The sequence below is a fragment of the Nocardiopsis sp. TRM 82005 genome (assembly GCF_056312425.1).
The window spans coordinates 46154-67227 of record NZ_JBWDTQ010000034.1 but is presented as its reverse complement, the minus strand read 5'-3'; the positions used below and the strand labels follow the sequence as shown (position 1 = coordinate 67227).

Annotated in this window: 18 protein-coding genes and 1 tRNA gene; 11 read left to right on the top strand and 8 right to left on the bottom strand. The window is 68.9% G+C overall.

Annotated features, from left to right (window positions below; translation table 11 throughout):
• The first annotated feature begins 71 nt into the window (after window positions 1–71).
• The 5 genes from AC0T5L_RS24160 (at window position 72) to AC0T5L_RS24140 (ending at window position 4295) form a co-directional block, all read left to right on the top strand.
• Entirely contained in the window at window positions 72–818 is a 747-nt protein-coding gene (locus AC0T5L_RS24160) for a hypothetical protein (RefSeq protein ID WP_476167778.1), read from the top strand.
• Window positions 815–1795: a TRM11 family SAM-dependent methyltransferase gene (locus AC0T5L_RS24155; protein ID WP_476167777.1), complete on the top strand. Its 981-nt coding sequence runs from the start codon at window positions 815–817 to the stop codon at window positions 1793–1795. The genes AC0T5L_RS24160 and AC0T5L_RS24155 overlap by 4 nt, the downstream gene beginning before the upstream one ends.
• Before the next feature lie 56 nt (window positions 1796–1851).
• Complete coding sequence (locus AC0T5L_RS24150; RefSeq protein ID WP_476167776.1) at window positions 1852–2193, top strand: hypothetical protein; 342 nt, start codon at window positions 1852–1854, stop codon at window positions 2191–2193.
• Between the two features lie 356 nt (window positions 2194–2549).
• Window positions 2550–2828, top strand: coding sequence for a helix-turn-helix domain-containing protein (locus tag AC0T5L_RS24145; protein ID WP_476167775.1), 279 nt, complete (start codon window positions 2550–2552; stop codon window positions 2826–2828).
• The gene (locus AC0T5L_RS24140; RefSeq protein ID WP_476167774.1) at window positions 2829–4295 is read left to right on the top strand and encodes a tyrosine-type recombinase/integrase; all 1467 of its coding nucleotides are present in this window, start codon (window positions 2829–2831) and stop codon (window positions 4293–4295) included.
• A 204-nt stretch (window positions 4296–4499) separates the two neighbouring features.
• Here the strand turns inward: AC0T5L_RS24140 and AC0T5L_RS24135 are convergent, their stop codons facing one another.
• On the bottom strand, window positions 4500–5120 hold the full coding sequence (locus AC0T5L_RS24135) for a hypothetical protein (RefSeq protein ID WP_476167773.1): 621 nt from the start codon (window positions 5118–5120) through the stop codon (window positions 4500–4502).
• A gap of 1080 nt (window positions 5121–6200) precedes the next feature.
• On the opposite strand from AC0T5L_RS24135, the gene AC0T5L_RS24130 reads away from it, so the two are divergent.
• Complete coding sequence (locus tag AC0T5L_RS24130) at window positions 6201–6641, top strand: AbiJ-related protein (RefSeq protein WP_476167772.1); 441 nt, start codon at window positions 6201–6203, stop codon at window positions 6639–6641.
• Window positions 6642–6919: 278 nt separating this feature from the next.
• On the opposite strand, the gene AC0T5L_RS24125 is transcribed toward AC0T5L_RS24130, so the two are convergent.
• Window positions 6920–6995, bottom strand: a tRNA-Arg gene (locus tag AC0T5L_RS24125).
• Window positions 6996–7523: 528 nt separating this feature from the next.
• On the opposite strand from AC0T5L_RS24125, the gene AC0T5L_RS24120 reads away from it, so the two are divergent.
• Window positions 7524–8411: a cobalamin biosynthesis protein gene (locus tag AC0T5L_RS24120; RefSeq protein ID WP_476167771.1), complete on the top strand. Its 888-nt coding sequence runs from the start codon at window positions 7524–7526 to the stop codon at window positions 8409–8411.
• A gap of 92 nt (window positions 8412–8503) precedes the next feature.
• Here AC0T5L_RS24120 and AC0T5L_RS24115 read toward each other — a convergent pair whose 3' ends face one another.
• On the bottom strand, window positions 8504–9022 hold the full coding sequence (locus AC0T5L_RS24115; protein WP_476167770.1) for a hypothetical protein: 519 nt from the start codon (window positions 9020–9022) through the stop codon (window positions 8504–8506).
• A gap of 321 nt (window positions 9023–9343) precedes the next feature.
• On the opposite strand from AC0T5L_RS24115, the gene AC0T5L_RS24110 reads away from it, so the two are divergent.
• From AC0T5L_RS24110 to AC0T5L_RS24100, 3 genes are all read left to right on the top strand, one after another.
• Entirely contained in the window at window positions 9344–12262 is a 2919-nt protein-coding gene (locus AC0T5L_RS24110) for a penicillin acylase family protein (protein WP_476167769.1), read from the top strand.
• A 163-nt stretch (window positions 12263–12425) separates the two neighbouring features.
• Complete coding sequence (locus tag AC0T5L_RS24105; RefSeq protein ID WP_476167768.1) at window positions 12426–12866, top strand: NfeD family protein; 441 nt, start codon at window positions 12426–12428, stop codon at window positions 12864–12866.
• Between the two features lie 37 nt (window positions 12867–12903).
• The gene (locus AC0T5L_RS24100) at window positions 12904–13986 is read left to right on the top strand and encodes an SPFH domain-containing protein (RefSeq protein ID WP_476167767.1); all 1083 of its coding nucleotides are present in this window, start codon (window positions 12904–12906) and stop codon (window positions 13984–13986) included.
• A 50-nt stretch (window positions 13987–14036) separates the two neighbouring features.
• Here AC0T5L_RS24100 and AC0T5L_RS24095 read toward each other — a convergent pair whose 3' ends face one another.
• The 3 genes from AC0T5L_RS24095 to AC0T5L_RS24085 form a co-directional block, all read right to left on the bottom strand.
• A complete protein-coding gene (locus tag AC0T5L_RS24095) occupies window positions 14037–15002 on the bottom strand; it encodes a quinone oxidoreductase family protein (RefSeq protein WP_476167766.1) in 966 nt (321 codons plus the stop codon).
• 84 nt (window positions 15003–15086) lie between these two features.
• The gene (locus tag AC0T5L_RS24090) at window positions 15087–17294 is read right to left on the bottom strand and encodes a serine/threonine-protein kinase (protein ID WP_476167765.1); all 2208 of its coding nucleotides are present in this window, start codon (window positions 17292–17294) and stop codon (window positions 15087–15089) included.
• 173 nt (window positions 17295–17467) lie between these two features.
• A complete protein-coding gene (locus AC0T5L_RS24085) occupies window positions 17468–18382 on the bottom strand; it encodes a hypothetical protein (protein ID WP_476167764.1) in 915 nt (304 codons plus the stop codon).
• Window positions 18383–18613: 231 nt separating this feature from the next.
• Here AC0T5L_RS24085 and AC0T5L_RS24080 point away from each other — a divergent pair, with 231 nt between their 5' ends.
• The gene (locus AC0T5L_RS24080; protein ID WP_476167763.1) at window positions 18614–18904 is read left to right on the top strand and encodes a DUF6504 family protein; all 291 of its coding nucleotides are present in this window, start codon (window positions 18614–18616) and stop codon (window positions 18902–18904) included.
• Window positions 18905–19139: 235 nt separating this feature from the next.
• On the opposite strand, the gene AC0T5L_RS24075 is transcribed toward AC0T5L_RS24080, so the two are convergent.
• Window positions 19140–19715, bottom strand: coding sequence for a GNAT family N-acetyltransferase (locus tag AC0T5L_RS24075; protein WP_476167762.1), 576 nt, complete (start codon window positions 19713–19715; stop codon window positions 19140–19142).
• Between the two features lie 181 nt (window positions 19716–19896).
• Window positions 19897–20991, bottom strand: coding sequence for a peptidoglycan recognition protein family protein (locus AC0T5L_RS24070; RefSeq protein WP_476167761.1), 1095 nt, complete (start codon window positions 20989–20991; stop codon window positions 19897–19899).
• Between the last annotated feature and the right edge of the window lie 83 nt (window positions 20992–21074).

Sequence of the window (21074 nt, the reverse complement as noted above, 5' to 3'; positions counted from 1 at the left end):
CGGTGTCGCATTCGCTGTGGGGGTGTCTTCTTAGGGGGTCATCAGGGCGAGAAGAAAGAAGGGAGCTCCTGATGACACACACCCACGACGACACCTCCCGCATGGGTAGGCCGCCGTTGGCGATATGGCTGTGCGCGCCGACCACGCACCAGCCATCTCCTCCGAGCGGGGGCCTCGTGCCGGTGCCGCGCCGGTTGGCCCGCCGACTGGTGGACGAGTACACCCGCCCCGGCGAGGTGGTCGCGGACCTGAGCGGCACCAGCTTGATCGCCGAGCAGGCCGCAGCGGCGGGATGTTTCTACGAGGTGGTTGCGCCCACCTCGGCTCACCGATCGGCGCGTGGGGAGAGCGGGGTGGCGTGGGCCGACCTGACGGCCTTGACGCTGTCCGCCGCCAACGAGGAGGCCCAGCAGCTACACGAGCGGCGGATGCGGGCCCAGGTGATGTTCGCCGCGACGATCACCCGTCCCGGTGGGGTCATCGCCGCCATCACCTCACTCGGGCACACCCCCCAGGGCGCGGTCATCGACCCGGCTCCGGGGCTGGTGCGGGCCGCCTCCTGTGCGGGCTTGGTGTACCTGCAGCACGTCATCGCGATTACCGCGCCGCTCTGCGGAGCCGGGCTCGGTACGACCATCCCCGTCCGGGGCGAGGGCTTCGACCCCGACCAGGACGAGGCGGACGCAGGGTTGCCGGCCTCGGTGGCTGACGCGGCGGCCTCCATCACCTCGCCTGCACACCTGAACATCTCAGTGTTCCGCCTTCCGAAGAAGGGCCACACGGTCACCGCGGGCATGCTCGGGGAGGTGGGCGCATGACCCAGGACACCCCCGACCTCGGATGTCAGGAAGACCTGCTCGGCGGGGTGTGCCCGCACGAGCACCCCGAACAGCAAAACGGCCGGGTGCGCGGTGCGGGGTGGTCGGTGTGGTTGACCGGGCAGCAGCAGGCCCGCCAGCAGCGCGGCAATCGCTACTCCCGTTTGTCGGTGGAGCACCCGGCCAAGATGCTTCCGGCCATCGCCCGTCACGCGATCCGTACCTACACCCGGCCTGGAGACGTGGTGCTGGATCCGATGTGTGGGATCGGCACCAGCCTGGTCGAGGCCGTCCACCTGGGCCGCAACGCCTTCGGGGTGGAGCTGGAGCCCAAGTGGGCCGGTATCGCGAGGTTGAACCTGGAGGCCGCCGCGGCCCGGGGGGCCTTGGGTCAGGGCGAGGTGCACACCGGTGAGGCCGCCCGCACCCTCACCGGGCTGGCTGCTGACGGTTCTTTGGCCGGGAGAGTGCGGTTGGTGTTGACCTCTCCGCCATACGGGTCCATGACTCACGGGCAGGTGCGCTCGCGCCGCGACGGAGCTGAGGCGGTGGAGAAGCACGCCTATACCTACTCCCGCGACCGTGATCGGCGCGCGGACAACCTCGCCTACCAAAAACCCGAGGCGTTGACCTCGTCATTCGCCCGGATCATGGCCGCGTGCAGGCCGTTGCTGGCCCCGGGCGGGGTGGTCGTGGTGACCACCCGCCCCTACCGCACCCAGGGCCGTCTGGTCGACTTCCCCGGCCAGGTCGCCGAAGCGGGCCGACGTGCGGGTCTGATGCAGATCGACCGGTGCGCGGCCCTGTTGTGCGCACTGCGCGGCGGGGAGGTGGTCTCGCGGACCTCGTTCTTCCAGCAGGTCGAGACGCGACGGCTGCGCAAGGAAGGCAGGCAGGTACACGTGATCCAGCACGAGGACGCACTGGTCTTCACCAACCCCACCCCAGTCGCAGGAGAAGAGAGGGCGGCTGCGTGAAACCGTCCGATTCCGCCGCCGTTCCCGACACCCGCAGTGAAAGGACACCTGGTCCTGTGGGCTTCTCTGACACCGCTTCGGCGGACCTGCGCAGGCGCATCATCGACGACATCCGTGCCCTGGCCGACTTCCTGGACCTGAACCCCGACCTGCCTCTGGGGCCGCACACCCGGGTGGAGGTCGTCTACTTCCCGCACACCGACACCGAGGACGAGGCCTTCGACGAGGTCGCCGACATCGCGGCCCTGTTGGGTCGGATCCCGGCGTGGGAGGGCGAGCACTACGTGGTCGAGCACACCCACGGTGCGGGACGTTACCGGGCCGTGGCCATCCCCGACGATGCCCGGGCCGCCTACCGGGCCTGGCTGTCCTACACCGGGCACGTGCGCCCGGACTGAGCCGAGCCCGTCGGGCCGCAGACGGCTCTGGCCGGGGCACGGGCGGTAGCCCGCTGGGGCGGGGCCGACGTGGGGCGTTGTGGTGCCCCACGCCGGCCCCACCGCCCGGGTTCGGCCCCGTCACCCCAGCCGGGTCGCGGGTAGCCGACAGGGGCTGCCTGTGGGCCTGACCAGGGAAAACGGCATACCGCCCGAAACGGGTGGGCGAATGAACAGAGGAGCGTGAATCCGGTGGGGGATGTGGTGAATCCGCTTGCACTTCTCGGCGAGGTCGAGCGTGGATGCGTGGTGCCCCGCCACATGCGGGGCCGCGCACCGTATCCGCGCAGTTCACAGGTGGTGGGGAGGTGGTTTGGGTGAAAGGGGAACCTCAGGTGAGGTTGGACGAGGTCGGCTCGTTGCCGGTGGTGCTGGACGTGGTCACGGCCGGGCGGATGCTCGGGCTGGGCCGCACCACTGCCTACCGGCTCCTGCGCGAAGGTGCCTTCCCGGTGCCCGCGCATCGGGCGGGCAAGGCGTGGGTGGTGCCCACCGCCGGAGTCCTGGCCCACCTCGGCCTGGACCACCTGGCCTTTCCGCCATGGGGTGGGTGTGGGTGCGGTGCGCGCGGTGACCACACGAAAGGCGGGAAGTAGATGGCTTCTCATGACGGGTCGGTGTTCAAACGCTGCGGATGCCGCGACCAGGTGACCGACAAGCTCCTGGGGGCGAAGTGCCCCCGGTTGCGCCGGGAGGAGGGCGGCTGGAATCCCCGGCACGGGGAGTGGGGCTTCCAGTTGGAGCTGCCCCGTACCTCGGAGGGGCGGCGCCGTCAGGCCAGGCGCACCGGGCTGGGTTCTCAGGAGGAAGCCCAGCGGGCGATCGACCATCTCAAGGTCCTTATCGGCTTGGCCGACGAAGAACCAGAGGTTGAGGTGCAGGTCGCGGACCTGGTCCAGGCCGCACTGCGGGGACGTCACCGCCTCCCGGAGGTGGAGGAGGTCAAGCGCCGCATCGGCACGGGGATGCGTGTCCGGGAGACGGTGCCCACCGTCGCACAGTGGCTGGACGAGTGGCTGGTGGGCAAGCCCGATCTGGCCCAGAAGACCCGTCTGTCCTACGCCGGCCACATCCGTAACTACCTGGTTCCGCACCTGGGGCGCACCCGGTTGGACAAGCTCACCTCCTGGCAGGTCGAGGCGATGTTCGCCGAGGTCGAAGAACACAACGCGCACATCCTGGAGTGCCGTGAATCCGACGACGCCAAGGTGCGGGCCTCGGTGAAAGGTAGGCGGGTGGTGTCGCTGGCCACCAAGCACCGCATCCGCGCCACACTCCGCAGTGCCCTGTCCGAAGCGGTCAGGCGCCCGGACCTGCCGGTGTCAGTGAACATCGCCTCCCACGTCCGGTTGCCCTCGTGCCCGCGTGCGAAGCCTCTGGTGTGGACAACCGACCGGGTACGCCAGTGGCAGGTCGATGGAGTCGTGCCCGGCGAGGTGATGGTGTGGACCCCGGAACAGACCATCACCTTCCTGGCCCACGCCAAGAAGTACACCTGGCTGTTCCCGCTGTTCCACCTTATCGCCGTCAAAGGACTCCGCCGAGGAGAAGCAGTTGGGCTGCCCTGGGCCAACACCCGGCTCACCGACGGACAGGTGGACATCCGCACCCAGGTGGTGACCCTGGGCTGGAAAATAGCCACGACCACGCCGAAAAGCACGGCCGGACAACGCACCATCACCCTCGACAAGGACACGGTGAAGGTGCTGCGCTCGTGGAAGAAGTTCCAGAACGAAGCCCGCCTCCAAACAGGAGAGGGCTGGGCGGACTCGGAGTTGGTGTTCACCCAGGCCAATGGGTCGGGATGGCATCCGGGACAGGTGACCCGGTGGTTCAACCGAATCGCGAAGGCGGCGGGGTTGCCGCCGATCCACCTGCACGGGCTGCGCCACGGCGCGGCCTCGCTCGCGCTCGCCGCGGGGGCAGATGTGAAGGTGGTCTCGGGAGAACTCGGGCACGCGACCACGCACTTCACCCAGGACACCTACCAGACCGTCTTCCCCGAGGTCGCGAGGGCAGCGGCCGAGGCCACCGCCGCGATGCTCAAACCCGCCAGGCGGTAGCGGTGACGGCAGCGGTGTAGCCGAACCGGCGAGCACACCAGGAGCCACACGACACCATCAACCCCAGGCCGGCCCACGAGTTCACCCCTGCTGGCCTGGGGTTTCGTCGTGCCCCGGGCCAGTTGACGCTTCAAAGGTCCGATGTATTTTTTCTGTTACGCGATCAGATTAAAGGCGTGACAATTCTTTGTATGTGAAGATTTCTCATCTAAGCATAGCTACGGAAATCGCTGCTGCCAGAAGGAGTCCGATTCCACCAATCAGACAAACTCCGAGGGCAATTTCCCCATGTATATTTATTTGGCATATACGTCGGTTGGGGTCGTCGAATCGAGCAACGGATTCTCCAATCGAGTAGATGCCGAGTAGTGACATTAATGCTGCCACTGCGAACAAAATCGGGACTGCTTGGGTCCATTGGTGGAAGAGTAGGTAGAGCAGGTAGAACTCGATTGCGGCAATCAGGGAAACGAGTAGTGACAGTATTGTAATGCTGTACACCATGAATATATACCTGAAGCGCATCGCTCGCAGGCCTTGCTTGAGCTGTGCTAGCTCCCCTAGTGCGTAAAATCGAACGCTGGCTAGGCGTTTTACCTCTTCGTGTCTACTGTGGATGGAGCTTGGGTCAATTTTTTGGGAGCGAAGCTCAGTGATATCAAAGTTGGCGCATTCGAATATCGCCTCTTGCTCCTTTAGCTTTGCTTCTTGTTTGGCGATAGGTTTTGTGTCGAACATTGACTTGAGGGAATATTGAAGGTAGATGGTGAATGCGATATAAACGGCGGGGATGACTTGGGCGAGGGTGGCAATGGAAGTCTGCAATTCAATCTCACTGTTGGATCTGCGGTTAATGTTTGACGGTCCACTTGAAGGGGTTGCTGGGTGTTTCTCTTGTCTGTCTGTATTTTTTGGGTAGGTGATACCTGGAATATGAAATATTATTTTGATTTGGGGAAATTATTAGTATGAATGTGCAGCGCTGTGACTGTGCAAGATGCATGGGATTTGTCCGTGGATGCGGATTGTCGCCCAGGTGGGGTAGCGGCGGCCAGTGGTAGATAAGGCCACCTCCGAACGTGGGCGCTTATCCGACCCTGTATGGGTGGTCTTCGCTCATGCGGGCGCCTGGGCAGCTCGCAGGACGTTTGGGCGTACCCGGCTGTTTGGGAAGTCTGAAGTCATCAGGGGCACAGGTCGGCAAAGTGCTTCGCGAGGTTCCCCCACCTACACTGACCTTGTACTGGGCAGCACATCAAGAGCACACACGGCACCTAATCGCCACGAGGACCTCGGTTAAGGCCCTCAATGAACCCGCATGAACTGGGGTTTTGTGGTGCGCCCGGCAGGATTCAAACCTACGACCGTCAGATTAGAAACATCCGCCGCTACGCCCTGCTCACCGAGGTAGACAAGGCTCGCGCACTGGAAGCGCTCACTACTGACCGCTGAGCGGGGAGTTTTACTGATAAATTCTATAGCAACCCACCTCGACCCCCAACACCCCGAACGTCAGGGGCATCCTTCCCGGGTGCCACCGGCAAGCCTGCTGCGGACATATTCCAGTGGTCGTATGTGGAAATGGTCCGCCATTCTCTCAAACGGCTCACTTGCCAGGGCCTCATTCCGCCCTACTGCGAAATACTGCGCGATAGACGACTCGCCCCTGATCACCAAGGGTCCGCTCTCCCACTGAGGGAACTGGTCAGCCGTCGCATCCAGCGAGAACAGGATCCTTCCGTCTTTGCGCAGCTCCAGCCACACATGGGTCCGCAGTCCCCCCGATGACTCTTCATCATCGCCTTCCCCCGAGACCAGGGTCCAGTCGCCGTATCCCCACTCTCGGAGCAGAGACCCGATCACGAAGGATGCCACCGAACACGAACCCCGAGGGAAGTCACGTAGTTGGCAGTTGCCCTCGGATGGGAAGGTACGCAGCGCCTCAATGATGACCCGCATCACCTCGTCCAGTTGGTCGCGCTCATCACGGTGCTTGTCGCGGCGAAGATCCATGCGCCCAGTATGGATTGGGCCTGCTTCATGAGCCACTCGGGGGCTTCCACGTTAGGGACAGCGGTTGTTAGGTTGTGGTGGACTTGTGCTCTTGGCGAGGAGGAGTCTCTGGGCCGCCTGTGCGACCTTAATAACCTGCCCAGCCATGACTCTCGAATCGCGACGGTCGCTCAGGATCTCTGCCAGCACCGCATCAACAACCCCGAGGGCTGGGACGATGGCTGGACCTGGGATGACGAGCAGTTCGGTCTGGTCGACAACGACCAGGCACTCCTTGTTTCGTGCTATCTGATTGTGATGTGCGAAGCCCTGCGGGGTAAGGGGTTTGGTTGAAGGAGCCGTATGCGGCCCGGGGGCGGGTAGGGCGTGCCGCCCCGGTCCTGCGGTGTCCACGCGACGGCGTTGGGGCGTTTGTGGGGCGCTAACGGGCGGACACGGGGCGCCCCGGGCGATGGCCGCCACGGTCACGGAACGGCAAAATGCTCCGCGAGGTCCTCGCCCTGATGTACTGGACCTTGCACTGGGGAGCACACACGGAGCATTTCAGGCCCTGATCCGGGCTCCGCGCCTCGTCTGTTCGACTCGCGCACCCCGTCTGACCTGGGGTTTTGTGGCGCACCCGGCAGGATTCGAACCTGCGACCGTCGGATTAGAAGTCCGATGCTCTATCCACTGAGCTACGGGTGCCTGATTCAATTGTCGCCCGCCATGGCAGGTCGTTACCACGCTGTTACCCGTGGTCGCCGGAGGGCGCTACGTGCCGGAGGCGGGTGGTGCCCGGGTCGGCGCCTACGGTCGGGGAGCTCCGTGTTGTGGCGCCTGGGGCGTCCTGGGCAGACATTCTAGGGTATTGGCCCGATGTCGCCCACAGGAGGGCAAAGCCTCACCAACTACGGTGATTCGTAGTTGCTTCTCGTTACCACGCGCGTTCCGTCAAATCGGTCGCTAAGGACCTCGTGCACCACGTTACCGGTGATTAACTCCCGGTGCGGTGCTGTGCCGCTGGCGTTTCGCGAAGTCCCGGTGGCCCGGGTGGTCTGGTGGGTCAGAACATCCACCACTGACCTGCGAAAACCATCAGGGCAACCATCGTGGTGAACATCCGGAGCCTCCTGGCGAGTGACCGGCAATCACTATAAGTAGTTATCTAACAACAGAGAGTAACAACCATGGCTCGCTGTGATCCGGGTTCGTCGGTGCGGCTACCGTGGGCGCGTGCGATCTCTGGGACTGGTGACGGGCTTCCTGCTCGACAGGGTGGTGCCCGACCCGCGCCGGGGGCATCCCGTGGCCCTCTACGGGCGCGCCGTCGGGCGGTGGGAGAAGCTCGTCCACGGGGATTCCAGGGCGTGCGGAGCCCTGTTCGCGGCCGGTGCCGTGCTTCCCGTGGTGGGCGCGGGTTCCCTGGTCCGGGGCGGGGCGGCGACGGCGGTCACGACGTGGGCCGTGCTCGGGGGCAGCATGTTGTGCCGCGAGGCCGAACGGATCGCCGAGGCCCTGGAACGCGGTGACCTGGAACGGGCGCGCGAGCTCCTGCCGAACCTGTGCGGCAGGGATCCCTCAGACCTCGACGAGGCCGGGATCGCCCGCGCGGTGGTCGAGTCGGTCGCCGAGAACACCTCCGACGCGGTGGTCGGCCCCCTGGTCTGGGGAGCTCTGGGCGGTGTGGCCGGCTTGGCGGGTTTTCGCGCGGTCAACACCCTCGACGCCATGGTCGGCCACCGCGACGAGCGCTATGAGCGGTTCGGCGCGGCGTCGGCACGGCTGGACGACGTGGCCGGCTGGGGCCCGGCGCGGCTGACCGCGCTCCTGGCGGTCCTGGCCGCGCCGTTGGTGGGCGGCGACGTCCGCGCGGCGTGGATGGTGTGGCGGCGTGACGGTGACGGGCACCCCAGCCCGAACGCGGGGCAGTGTGAGGCCGCGTTCGCGGGTGCGCTCGGCAGGACCCTGGGCGGCGCCAACGTCTACCGAGGACACGCGGAGCGTCGTCCCGAGATGGGGGAGGGCCCCGGGGCGGAGACGGCCGACATCCGCCGCGCCGTGCGACTCGCACGGGCGGTCCATCTGGGCGCCGTGGCCGTGGCCGCCGCCACGGCCCGGTAACGCCCTGCCGGCGGCCGCGGCCACCGCCGGTCCGGTGGTCCTGCCGGAAGGCCGGGCGGCCGTACGCGGCCCGGCCTCGGGCCGGGGCCGGCTCAGGTCAGGTTGCGCGCGTAGTTCACCTGTTGGTGGATCTGACCCGCCATGGTCGGGTGGCTCACCATGATCGACGTGCTGTAGTGCTTGTCGTGTCCCTGCACGGTGACCTGTACGTGCCCGGTGGTCTTCTGTTCCTTGACGAGCAGGAGGAGCAGGCTCAGCAGGCAGGCCCAGATGAACAGGATCGCCAAGATGATGGCCCACACCGGGATGTTCTGCTCGGTGCGGCTCATGTCGTTCACCGTCCACACCGTCCCCTTGATGGGGAAGCGTCCCACGGGGGTGAACACGGTGTTCTGGGAGAACGCGATCTCACCGATGGAGCCGATGGGGGTGTCATCGAGGGCCGGGGGCTGGGGCTGCGGCACCGCGGGCTGGTAGCCGGCGGCGGCGCCGTAGGGCTCCATCACCCCGCCCTGGTACTGCTCCGGGGGAGGACCCCAACCGGGGGTTCCACCGCTGGGCTGGTGCCACGGCTCGTTCGGGTCCGGGCTGGGGTTCGGGTACTGGTGCATGTCGAGATTGTGTCAAAGCCCTGAGACCGGGGGACCAGCTTCCCGGCACCGGCGACACCGTGTTCTCCGGCCCTTCGCAGTTCGACTGGCGGGCGGAGGAGGCCGTGGCCGGATGTGGCCACTCCGAAGCTCCCACGCCGGCTCCCTCGCCGGAGGTGCTCAGTGATCCGGGCTGCGTGTGCCGTGGGCGGCCTCAAACCCGCCGGTTTTCTGGTGCGGGGTACCGCCTGCCGCCCAAAACATGAAACTCTTTCGTGATTTCCCCGACCGTGCTTAGCATGCCGCTGATCCATCGCCCGCACCCCCAGGTGGTGACAGCTCTTGTTCCCCTCCCACGCACGATGGCTACGCGCCGGCGCCACGGGTGCCGCGCTGGCGGTGACCGCGGCCACCGTCGCCGCCCTTCCCGCCCCACCGGCCCTCGCGTCTCCCGAGCCCCCCGCCGACTACTGCGCGCCCGCGGGGTGCCTCGACGTCCTTCCCCCGGGCCAGAACGGCAGCGCCACCCTTGTCGAGATCCTCGGGCACCAGGTCTTCGGCACCCGGCCCAACCACTCCTCCAGCCAGCTGGACATGTACGACGACCTCGTCCACCACTACGACGGCCTCACCGAGGAGGGCCTGGACGACTTCTTCCTCGACGCCGGATTCGGCGTCGACCCCGGTGACGTGGGCCGCGAGTACAAGCCGCGCGAGGACGTCACCGTCACCCGCGACGCCGGCCACGGCATCCCGCACGTCCGGGGCACCACCCGCGAGGGCACCATGTTCGGCGCCGGGTACGTCGCCGCCGAGGACCGGCTCTTCCTCATGGACGTGCTGCGCCGGGTCGGCCGGGGCGAGCTCACCTCCTTCGCCGGAGGCGCCGAGGGCAACCGTGGCCTGGAACAGGACCTGTGGCGCAACGCCCCCTACACCGAGGAGGACAAGCGGGCACAGATCGACCGGGTCGCCGCCAGCGGCGAACGCGGCGAACAGGCCCTCGCCGACGTCGACGCCTATCTGGAGGGCGTCAACACCTATGTCGAGCAGGCCGACAGCGGACGCTACTTCCCCGGCGAGTACGTCCTGACCGGGCACAAGGACTCCGTCACCAACGCCGGGGAGATCGAGCCCTTCACCGCCACCGACGTGGTCGGCATCGCCTCCATGGTCGGCGGCATCTTCGGCGGCGGCGGTGGCGGCGAGGTCCGGTCCGCCATCGTGCTCGCCAACTTCCAGGACCGCTACGGCTCCGAGGAGGGAGCCGAACTCTACGATGCCTGGCGGATGGAGAACGACCCCGAGGCCCTGGTCAGTGTCGGGGGCGAGTTCCCCTACAGCGGCACCCCCGACGACCCGGTCGGCGAGGTGGTGCCCGATCCGGGATCCGTCGAACCCTACGACATCGTCCACGGCGAACACGGCTCCGCGCTCAGCGGTGGGACCGCCGAGGCCCCCGCGCCGCTGGCGGGCACCGTGGAGGAACCAGAGGCTCCCACCGTCGAGGACCTGCCCCAGGAGAAGCAGGACGAACTGGAGCAGATGGCCGAGGAGGGCGACCTGTCCGCGGTCGAGGGCGTGTTCAACGACGGCGTCCTGCCCGACGGCTTCATGGACCCGCGCGGTATGTCCAACGCCCTCCTGGTCTCGGGCGAGCACACCGAGAGCGGCAACCCCGTCGCGGTGATGGGCCCCCAGACCGGCTACTTCTCCCCGCAGCTGCTCATGCTCCAGGAGCTCCAGGGCCCGGGCATCAGCGCGCGCGGCGCCTCCTTCGCGGGCGTGAGCTTCTACGTCCAGATGGGTCGCGGCGCCGACTACGCCTGGAGCGCCACATCGGCGGGCCAGGACGTCACCGACACCTTCGCGGTCGAGCTGTGCGAGACCGACGGCTCCGCGTCCAACACCGCCTCACGCGCCTACGTGGACGGCTCCGGGGCCTGCGTTCCCTTCGAGGAGCTGAGCGTCACCAACGAGTGGTCGCCCACGGTCGCCGACGGCACCCCGGAGGGCGGTTACACGCTGACATCCCTGCGCTCGGAGTTCGGGCTGGTGCACTCGTTCGCGACCGTGGACGGCGAACCCGTGGCGTTCACGACGCTGCGTTCCACCTACATGCGCGAGGTCGACTCCATCCTCGGTTTCCAGCGCTTCAACGACCCGGACGAGGTCACCTCCGCCGCGTCCTTCACCGAGGCGGCCGAGGACATCGGCTACGCCTTCAACTGGCATTACGTCGACGACGAGGACATCGCCTTCGTCAACTCCGGCGCCAACCCCGTCCGGACCGAGGGCACCAACCCCAACCTGCCCATCGACGCCTACTCCGGTTCGGGATGGTCCGGGTGGGACCCCGACACCAACGGCGCCGACCACCACCCGATGGAGGACCACCCGCAGGAGGTCAACCCCGACTACATCGTCAACTGGAACAACAAGCCCGCCCGGGGCTACACCTCCGGCTGGGCGTCCGGCCCGGTGCACCGCGGCGACCTGCTCGACGGCCGGGTGTCCTCGCTGATCGCCGACGGGCACCGGTTCACCACCGCCAGCCTCACCCGGACGATGATGGAGGCCGGTGTCGCCGACCTGCGGGCCCAGGAGATCCTCCCGCTCCTGCTGGAGGTCATCGACACCGAGGACGTGGCCGATCCCGAGCTGGCCTCCGCCGTGGAGGAGCTGCGGCTCTGGCACGAGGCGGGCTCTTCGCGCCGCGAACCCTTCCGCGACGCCGGGTACTACTCCTACGCCAACGCCATCCGCACGCTGGACGCCTGGTGGCCGCTGCTGGTCCGGGCGCAGTTCGAGCCGGAGCTGGGAGAGGACCTCTACACCCAGCTCACCCGGGCCGTCCAGACCGACGAGTCCCCTTCGGGCGCCATCGGCGGAGGCGAGCCCGGCAGCGTCAACCAGGGGCAGCCCCACCGCGGATCGGCCTTCCAGTACGGCTGGTGGTCGTACGCGGACAAGGACCTGCGCACCGTGCTCGGGCGGGATGTCGACGGATCGCTGGGCGGGGCCTACTGCGGTGGGGGCGACCTGGACGCCTGCCGCACGATCCTCTTGGACACCCTCGCCCAGGCCGCCGCCACCCCGGCGGGGGAGGTCTACCCCGGTGACGGCCACTGCGCGGTGGGGGACCAGCTGTGCGCCGACACGGTGATCCACCAGGCGGTGGGCGGTATCAACATGTGGCCGATCGCCTGGCAGAACCGGCCCACGTACCAGCTCGTCTACCAGTTCTCCGGCGGACGGTAGGGCGGGCGGAGCGGACGCGGTTCGCGGTGGTCCTGAGCGGGTGCCACCGGGAGCCGCGTCCGTGCGTCACGGCCCGAGAACTCTGCCACGGAACACGTGCTTCACCGGGCTTGTGTGGGTAGCGTAAGAAATACCCCGAACACAGCGGGAGGGTCACAGGAACATGGGCGCCTGGTTGGTCTGGCTCATCCTCGCCATCGGCCTGGGCATCGCCGAGGTCCTCACACTCACCTTTGTGCTCGGCCTCCTCGCGGTCGCGGCACTGATAGCCGCCCTCCTCGGAGCCATCGGAATGCCGGTGGCCGTGCAGATCATCGGTTTCACCGTCACGGCGGCGGCCGGCATCTACCTCGTACGACCGATCATGCAGCGCCAGATGCGAGGCGAACCCGACGCCAGGTCGGGTGCGGAGGCGCTCGTCGGGCGCTCCGCCGTCGTCCTACAGGAAGTCGACGGCGAACAGGGAAGGATCAAGCTCTCCGGAGAGGAGTGGTCCGCGCGCTGCATCGACGAAGACATGGTGATCCCGGTGGGTACGCGCGTCGACGTCATGGAGATCGACGGAGCGACGGCCGTGGTCTACCCGCGCGAAGCACTGCCCTGAACCAGCCACATCCCCGTACATAGGCCAGGTGCAGAACATGGAACCGACCATCGCCCTCATCATCCTCGCGGTCATAGTCGTCGCCGTCGCCTTGTCCGCGATCCGCATCGTCCCTCAGGCGAGGGCGTACAACATCGAGCGCTTCGGACGCTACACACGCACCCTCGGTCCGGGCCTGAACTTCATCATCCCGGGCGTCGACCGGGTCAACACCAAGTTCGACCTCCGTGAACGGGTCTTCACCTCGCGTCCGCAGCCGGTGATCACCGAGGACAACCTCGTCGTCAACATAGACACCGTCCTCTACTACCAGATCACCCAGCCCAAGGCGGCGGCCTACGAGGTCGCCAACTACATCCAGGCCATCGACCAGCTCACCGTCACCACGCTGCGCAACGTCATCGGCTCCATGGACCTGGAGAGGACCCTCACCTCCCGCGAGGAGATCAACACCCGCCTGCGGGGCGTCCTGGACGAGACCACCGGCAAGTGGGGGATCCGCATCAACCGGGTCGAGATCAAGGCCATCGACCCGCCGCCCACCATCAAGGAGGCGATGGAGAAGCAGATGCGGGCGGACCGCGACAAGCGCGCGGCCATCCTCCACGCCGAGGGTGAGCGCCAGGCCCGCATCCTCAAGGCCGAAGGCGCCCGCCAACAGGCCATCCTGGAGGCCCAGGGCGACCAGCAGGCCGCCATCCTGCGCGCCGACGGTGAGGCACAGGCGGTCGAGCGCGTGTTCCAGGCCGTGCACGCCAACAACGCCGACTCCAAGCTGCTCGCCTACAAGTACCTGGAGACCCTGCCGAGTCTGGCTCAGGGCGAGGGCAACACCTTCTGGGTGATCCCGGGCGAGCTCACCGAGGCGGTCAAGAACGTCTCGCACGCCTTCTCCGGGGACGCCGCGGAGTCCACACCCTCCACGGAGAAGGGGACGGACGAGAAGACACCGGCTGGCCCGGCGCAGCTCGCCGGTCCCGACCCCGCCCGGTCCTCCTCGGCCAGGGCGGCCACGGAAGCCGCCGAGGCCGCTGAACGGGCGGTCGCCGACGCACGCGACGACGTCCGACGGGCCGGGGCGAAGTCGGGAGGGACACCGGAACCGCGCGAGGAGGGCTAGAGCCCGCTGGGTGAGCTCCCTCCCCGACCCGTGCCCGGAGGACGCCGGGCTCAGACCAGCAGCAGCTTGCCGGTGCTTTTGCGCGAGGCCAGGTCGCTCTGGGCGTGTCCGGCGTCGGACAGCGGGTGGCGGCCGCCGATCCGCACGTCCAGACGGCCCGACTCCACCAGTGCGAACAGGTCGCGGGCCCGGCCCAGCAGTTCCTCGCGGTCGGCCACGAAGTGGGCCAGCGAGGGCCTGGTCAGGTACACCGAACCGGCGGAGTTGAGCCGCTGCGGATCCACCGGGGCCACCTCGCCGGAGGACTGTCCGAACAGGGCCAGCACACCGCGCGGGCGCAGCGAGGCCAGGCTGGCGTCGAAGGTGTCCCTGCCCACGCCGTCGTAGACCGCGGTCACTCCCCGCCCTCCGGTGAGGTCGCGTACCGCCTCGGCCACGGGGGTCTCGGTGTAGCGGAGGACCTCGTCCGCGCCCGCCTCGCGCGCGATGCGCTCCTTCTCCTCGGTGGACACCGTGCCGATGACGCGCGCGCCGCGCTCCTTGGCCAGCTGGGTGATCAGCAGCCCGGTGCCGCCCGCCGCCGCGTGTACCAACACGGTGTCGTCCTCGGACACCGGGTGCACCGAGCGGACGAGGTAGTGGGCGGTCATGCCCTGTAGGAGCAGAGCGGCGGCCTGGTCGGTGGAGACCGCGTCCGGGACGGGGACGACCAGCGACGCCCTGACCACGGCCCTGTCGGCGTAGGCGCCGGGGGCCATCGCCCAGCCGACCCGCTGCCCGACGGACAGGTCGGTGACGCCGTCGCCGACGGCGGCGACCACACCGGCGGCCTCCATCCCCGGGACGTAGGGGAGCGGAACGTCGTACAGGCCGCTGCGCTGGTAGACGTCGATGAAGTTGACCCCGCGTGCGGCCACGTCGATCAGAACCTCGCCGGGTCCGGGCACGGGGTCGGCCGTCTCGGTCAGCCGCAGTACTTCGGGTCCGCCGTTTTCCTCGATGACGATGGCGCGCATGGGTCCACTGCTCCTTCCGGGTCCGTTCCCGGCATCATGCCAGTCCGGCTCCGAGGTCCGCCATGGCCGGGTGGTCCCTTCCCGTCACCTCTCCTCTTCGATGATCTGGTCGATGAAGAACTCGGTGAAGAGCGCCCCGAGCGGTTCGTTGCCCGGGCCCCGCCGGGTCACGACGCCGGTCCGGCGCCGGTCCTCCACGTCCTCGGCGGTGTCGGGAAGGGGATCCTCGTCCACCGTGGTCATGGCGTGCTCGTCGTTGACCCACATGGACAGCTCCATGCTGTCCTCGTCCTCGTCGTAGTCGCAGGCCAGGGTGACGGTGTTGGCGACCACGTCGCCGGAGTCGAACCCGAGGGGGTCGTCGGCCTGATAGCCGTACTCCTCGCGTACCGACTCCTCGAAGAGGGGGTAGGGCTCGTAGCCGGAGACGTCGGTGGTCTCCGCCAGGATGCTGTCGCCCTCCGTCTCACTCATGCGGCGGATCGACGCGCCCTGGCCGTCGTAGCGCAGCAGGGCCTCGTACTGGCTGCGGCCGTCCTCGCCGTCGTTGTCCCAGCAGCGGACACCGAACAGGGCCTGCCCGGGCCCCGCGGCCACGTACGCGCTGGTCTCGACCAGGACCCTGGGAGGCAGCACGTCGTCCCGGTTCAGGGACACGACCTCACCGCGGCTGGGCTGGTCCTCGGGATCGAGCGTGACCATGAGGCCGCGCTGCTCGGCCCAGTACCCGTCGGATTCCTCCGCCTCGTAGGTGCTGCCGATCCAGCCGGGGTCGGAACTGAAGTCGGTGTTGTAGAGGGAGACGATGTTCTCCGGAACCGCTGGCGCCCTGTTCAGCAGAACCACGGCTCCGACGGCGGCCACCAGGACCACCGCGCCCGCGGCGGCTCCGATCACCGCCATCCGCCTGCGGCCGCCTCTGGGAGGTGTGCCGCCGGGCTGGCCGGGAGGCCGCCCCGGACCGCCGGGGACCCCGGGACCGCCGGGACCGGAGGCGAAGGCGGGCTGGCCCTGCGGCGGCGACGGGTACCCGCCTTGCATCTGCTGTGCCGGAGGCGGGTGTCCGCCGGAGGGGCCGTAGTGGGCGGGGGCCGGCTGCCCGTGGCCGTGCGCCCGCCCCGGGCCCTGGGGCGGGTATCCGCCGTACGGCGTTCCGCCGGGCGGGAACCCCTGGCCGCCGGACTGCTGTTCCAAGCGCGGCGGTTGCGGCTGCGGGGCCGTGGGGGGCATCTGGGCGGGTCGCTGCGCCTGGGTGGACTGCGGGTGCGGCGGATTGCGGGTCCGGGCGGGCTGACCGCCGGGCGGTGTCGTCACGCCCTGCTGAGGTCCGCTCGGTGCCTGGTGGGTGGATGCCTCGGCCTGGTTCTCGGTGTTCTGCGGCGGCTGTCCGGGGACCGGGGCGCTGCTCGGCGGGGCCCACGAGGTGATGATGCTGCGGCTCACCTCGGACTCCTCCGGGTCCTTCTGCCCGGTCAGCCGGGCCAGGAGCTGCTTGGAGGTGGGGCGGTTCTCCGGCTTCTTGTCCAGGGCCGAGCCGACCAGGTCGTGCAGGCTCGGATCCAGGCCCTCCAGGCGCGGCGGCGCCGAGGAGATGTTGTGCAGGACGGCGGGCACCGTGGCTGCGTCGAAGGGGGCCGAACCGGTCCCGGCGAACGCCACCAGGCAGCCCCACGCGAAGATGTCGGCGGCCGCCGTGGCGTTCTGGCCCAGGATCAGCTCCGGCGCCATGTAGGAGGGGGTGCCCATGAGCTGGCTGGAGCGGGTGACCGCGCCCCCGGAATCGTCCAGGGCGCGGGCGATGCCGAAGTCGATGACCTTGGGGCCGACCGGGGACAGCAGCACGTTCGCGGGTTTGAGGTCGCGGTGGATCACCCCGGACCCGTGGATGGCGGTGAGCGCCGCGGCCACGCCCATGGCCAGGCTCTCCAGGGTGCCGCCCGCCATCGAGCCGTCCGCGCGGACGGCCTCGTCCAGGTTCGGGCCCGGTACGTACTCCGAGACGATGAAGAGGGGTTCGCCCTCCAGCCGCGCGTCGATCACTCCGGCGGTGGAGAAGCGGGCCACGCGGCGGGCCGACTCGACCTCACGGGCGAAGCGGAGCCGGAAGGACTCGTCGTCGGCCAGGTCGGGGTGGATGAGCTTGACGGCGACGGAACGGTCGGAGGCGTCCTTGGCGAGGTAGACGGTCCCCATGCCGCCCCGTCCGAGACGACTCACGATGCGGTAACCGTCGAGTTCGCGCGGATCCCCCGCGCGCAGGGGTTTGCCGCTCTGGTGCCCGTTCGACGTCACAGTTGGGGGTCCCTCATATGAATCGTGGAGTTCGCGCCTGACAGCGTACCGATACCGACACGCCTGCGCGTTCTGGTCTGACTGGTCCTTCGGGGTTCCCCGGCGGGGCCGGGACTCGTGGTGCGGGGACTCGTGGTGCGGGGGCTCGGGGCGGCGCGAAGGCGCGCCGGGGGTCAGTCGGGGTGGATTTCGTGGAGGCGGAAGGTCTCGAACAGTACGCCGATGGGCTGGCCGCTGGAACCGGGGTTCTGCGCGAGGCCGTAGCGGCGGACGAGGGCCTCTCCGACGGTGTCCTCGGAGACCGCCTCCTCGTCCAGCGCCCGCACCACGAGCCCGTCGTTGACCCACAGGGACAGCCGCATGGCGGGCGGGTCATCGTCCTCTCCCCCAACGTACTCGCAGGCGAACTTGAGGTTGTTGGCGACCTGTTCCCCCGCCTCGGATCCCGTGCCCTCGGTGCTTCCCTCCAGAACGGGATAGGGGGTGAAGCCGGAGACGCCGATGTTGCGCTCCAGGTCCTCGTGGGACTCGGAACCGGCCGACCACTTGCGGATCACCGCCTGCTCACCGTTGAAGCGGACCGCCCCCTCGTAGGAGACCTGCTGGACCGGGTCGTCCGAGGGGCCGTAGGTGTCCCAGCATTGCAGGGCGAACTCGGCCTGTCCGTACCCCAGGACCACGCGGGCGTCGGCCTCTCCCATGATCTGTTCGGGGATCTCGGTGGTCAGGGCCGGAGCCCAGACCGAGGTCCGCGCGTACTCGTGGACCTGCGGATCGCGGACCAGCATGACGCCGTCCTGCTCGGCCCAGTACCCGTTCTCCTCCCGGATCCCGGGAAGGTAGGAGCCGAGCCCGTCCCAGTCCGGTCTCCTCTCGAAGCCGTACGCCAGGATGCCGGAGGTGTCGGTGGGAGGACCGTCGTCGGTGAGCCGGAGGGTGGTGTACCCGACGGCCAGGACCAGTGCCGCGGCGGCAGCGGCGGCGGCGATGACGGGCCCGCGGCGCCCGCGCGTTGGCGCCGCGGGCCCGGGGCGGCCTTCCGGGCCGGTGGGGCCTTCGGGGCGGCGCGGGCTGCCACTGTGCGACATGGGGGACCTCACGGTTTCCGGTGGGGCGAGCCGCTCAGCGTACCCACCCGCGCTGTGCACGCGGAGTGTGGGGCGGCGGCCTCGTGCTCACATGAGGGGATGCGGCTCGGCCCGAAACAGTTCCACGGGAGCACTGGTTTCGCTAGGATCAGAACACACGTTCGAATATCTGTCCGAGTCTTCCCCCGGGCGGGTGTCCCGGTGGCGTGCGCCGGGACGGTCAGGAGACGGATGATGCTGAGGGGAAGTGTCGTGGGACGGTACTACGGGGCGGAGGTCACCGTGGCCGAGGACGATGGGCGCCCGGCCCGGTTCACGTGGAACGGCAGGGTGTACGGGGTGCGCAGGATCCTCGAACACTGGGTCACCCTGCGCATGGACTGGACGCCGGCGCATGAGCCCCAGGTGCCCGAACGCAGGCATTGGAGGGTGGAGGCCGGTACGGCGCGTTCGCAGGGGGTGTACGAGCTGCGCCACGACACGGCGACCGGCAGGTGGCTGCTGTCCCGGGTGTGGGGATAGCACCGAGACGAAGGGGCGGCGGGCGGGGACCGCTGGTCGCGGCCGCGGGTTCCCGGCTGTGTCCGCTTCCTCCGCCGCGTTCGCCAGGGGAGGGGCGGGCGCCGCGGGCCATGAGGCGGTCCCCCGACGCGTCGTCACGGTGCCGGTCCGGGGTCTGCCGGTCCGCCGCGTGCCCGCGGCCTCCGGAGCACCTCCCGTCGCGCGCCACGCCCTGAGAGGTGGTCGGCCTTCGGGATCAGACCAGGTCGGCGGGCAGGAGGCTGTACACGGCCAGGTCGGCGCGGCCCTCGTGCAGCGGCATCGCGCTGCGCTCGACGCCTTCGAAGCTGAACCCGGACCGCTCCGCGACCCGGCGCGAGCCGGTGTTGCCGGTGGCGGCCTTGATCTCCACCCGCTGGAAGCTCTGGCTGACGGCCCAGCGAGAGACGGCCACGGCCGCCTCGGTCGCGTATCCATGACCGCGGCCCCAGGGCGAGACCCAGTAGCCGATCTCAGTGGTCATCGCGGACCACAGGACGCGCACCAGGCCCACCGAGCCCACCAGCCGCCCGGTCTCCTGCTCCACCATGGCCCACTGCTGCCCCTCACCGTTGGTGCGCATACCGGGAGCCGCCTCGCGGCACCAGACCTCGGCCTCCTCACGGGTGTAGGGCGCGCCGGGGCGGGGGAGGGGGAGCCACTTCTGGAGCTCGGCGTCGGTACAGGTGGCGTACACATCGTCGATGTCGTCCTCGACGAAAGCGCGTAGCCGCAGGTGCTCAGTCTCCAGGATCACGGACGGCAGGATCGGTCTGCTCTGGGTGGTGGTCACGCCGGGGTCTCTCCCATCACTTCAGGGTGCGCTCACAATACGCGCAGAACAGATGGTTCGGCACCCGTTCTTCCTACCCGGAGCGGGTGGGGGCGGTCCCGCGACGGTGCTCGTGGAAACCCGTACGAAAACCGCGGTACCGCGGTTCCCGTACGGATCCGCCGGGGGTGCCCGTAGGCGCTCAGGCCAGGCCGGAGGCGACTCGCTGGCGGACGGTGGTGTCGAACACCTCCGCGAAGGCGTTGCCCGGACACTCGGTCGCCAGCCAGTCACGGTGCCGCGAGAGCGCGTCGCCCGGGGTAGCCGCTCCGGTATCGGGGTTCACGTACTCGATTCGCTCGGCCGGGTCCACGCCGGTCACCGCGCACAGCAGGCGCAGTACGCCGACCAGGGCGTCCAGCGCGGCTTGTGTGGGAAGCTCGTCGGTGAAGTCGCCGAGCAGGCACACGCCCACGTTGCCGTGGTTGAACCCGTAGACGTGCCCGGCGGTCACCGCGCGGGCCCGTCCCGGCACCGGCGGCCCGGAGAAGACCGGCACGCGGTCCCCGCCGGAGTGGCGGCCCTCGTAGACCGCCCCGTCGGGGTCGATGAGCACGTGGTAGCCGATGTCGCCCCAAGCCTGCTGTACCGCGTGCAGGTGGTACACCGCCCGCACGTCCGCCGCGTGGTCGTCCCCGGTCGGTATCGCGGTGTGGTGCACGGTCAGCGCCTGCACCGGGTGGAACCGGGCCTCCCACAGATCTTCGCCCTCGTCGTCGAAGCGCCAGGACTCGTCGGCGCCCCAGCCCGCGCGGGTACGGAACGGGAGCGCGGCCAGACCGCTCGGCGCGGAGGAGTCCGGAGGCAGCCACATCTGTTCGGGGCCGCCGAAACGCAGCCCTTCTCCGTCACTCAGGTTCACGGCCGCGGTCTCCCCCCTCGAACGCGCCTCGTAGCCTGTGGCGCCCTTCGGCGCCCGCACCAGTGCGGCCGCGACCGGTTCCCGGTCGTCGCGGCCCTCGGCGTGAAGACGGACCGGGACCCATCGGCCCAGGCCGTCGGCGGTCTCGAAGCGGATCGCCGTATCGGTGTCCCGGGGGCTCCCGGTGACGGAGACCATGTCGAAGCGCAGGTCGGGCCGGACGAGTCCGTCCGCCGAGGAGGGTTCCGTCAGTACCCGGGGCACGAGCCGGTCGTCAGATCCCCCGGCGGCGGGACGCGGGGAGGGAAGGACGGTGCCCAGCGCGGTCAGGCCCGCGGCGGCGGTGGCACCAGCCAGGAGGGTGCGCCTTCGCATGTGTGTCCGTCCGTTCGGCTCGTCCGACTGGGCTCCCGGAATCGGGAACCCCGACACCCTTGCATGATGATGTGACCCACGCC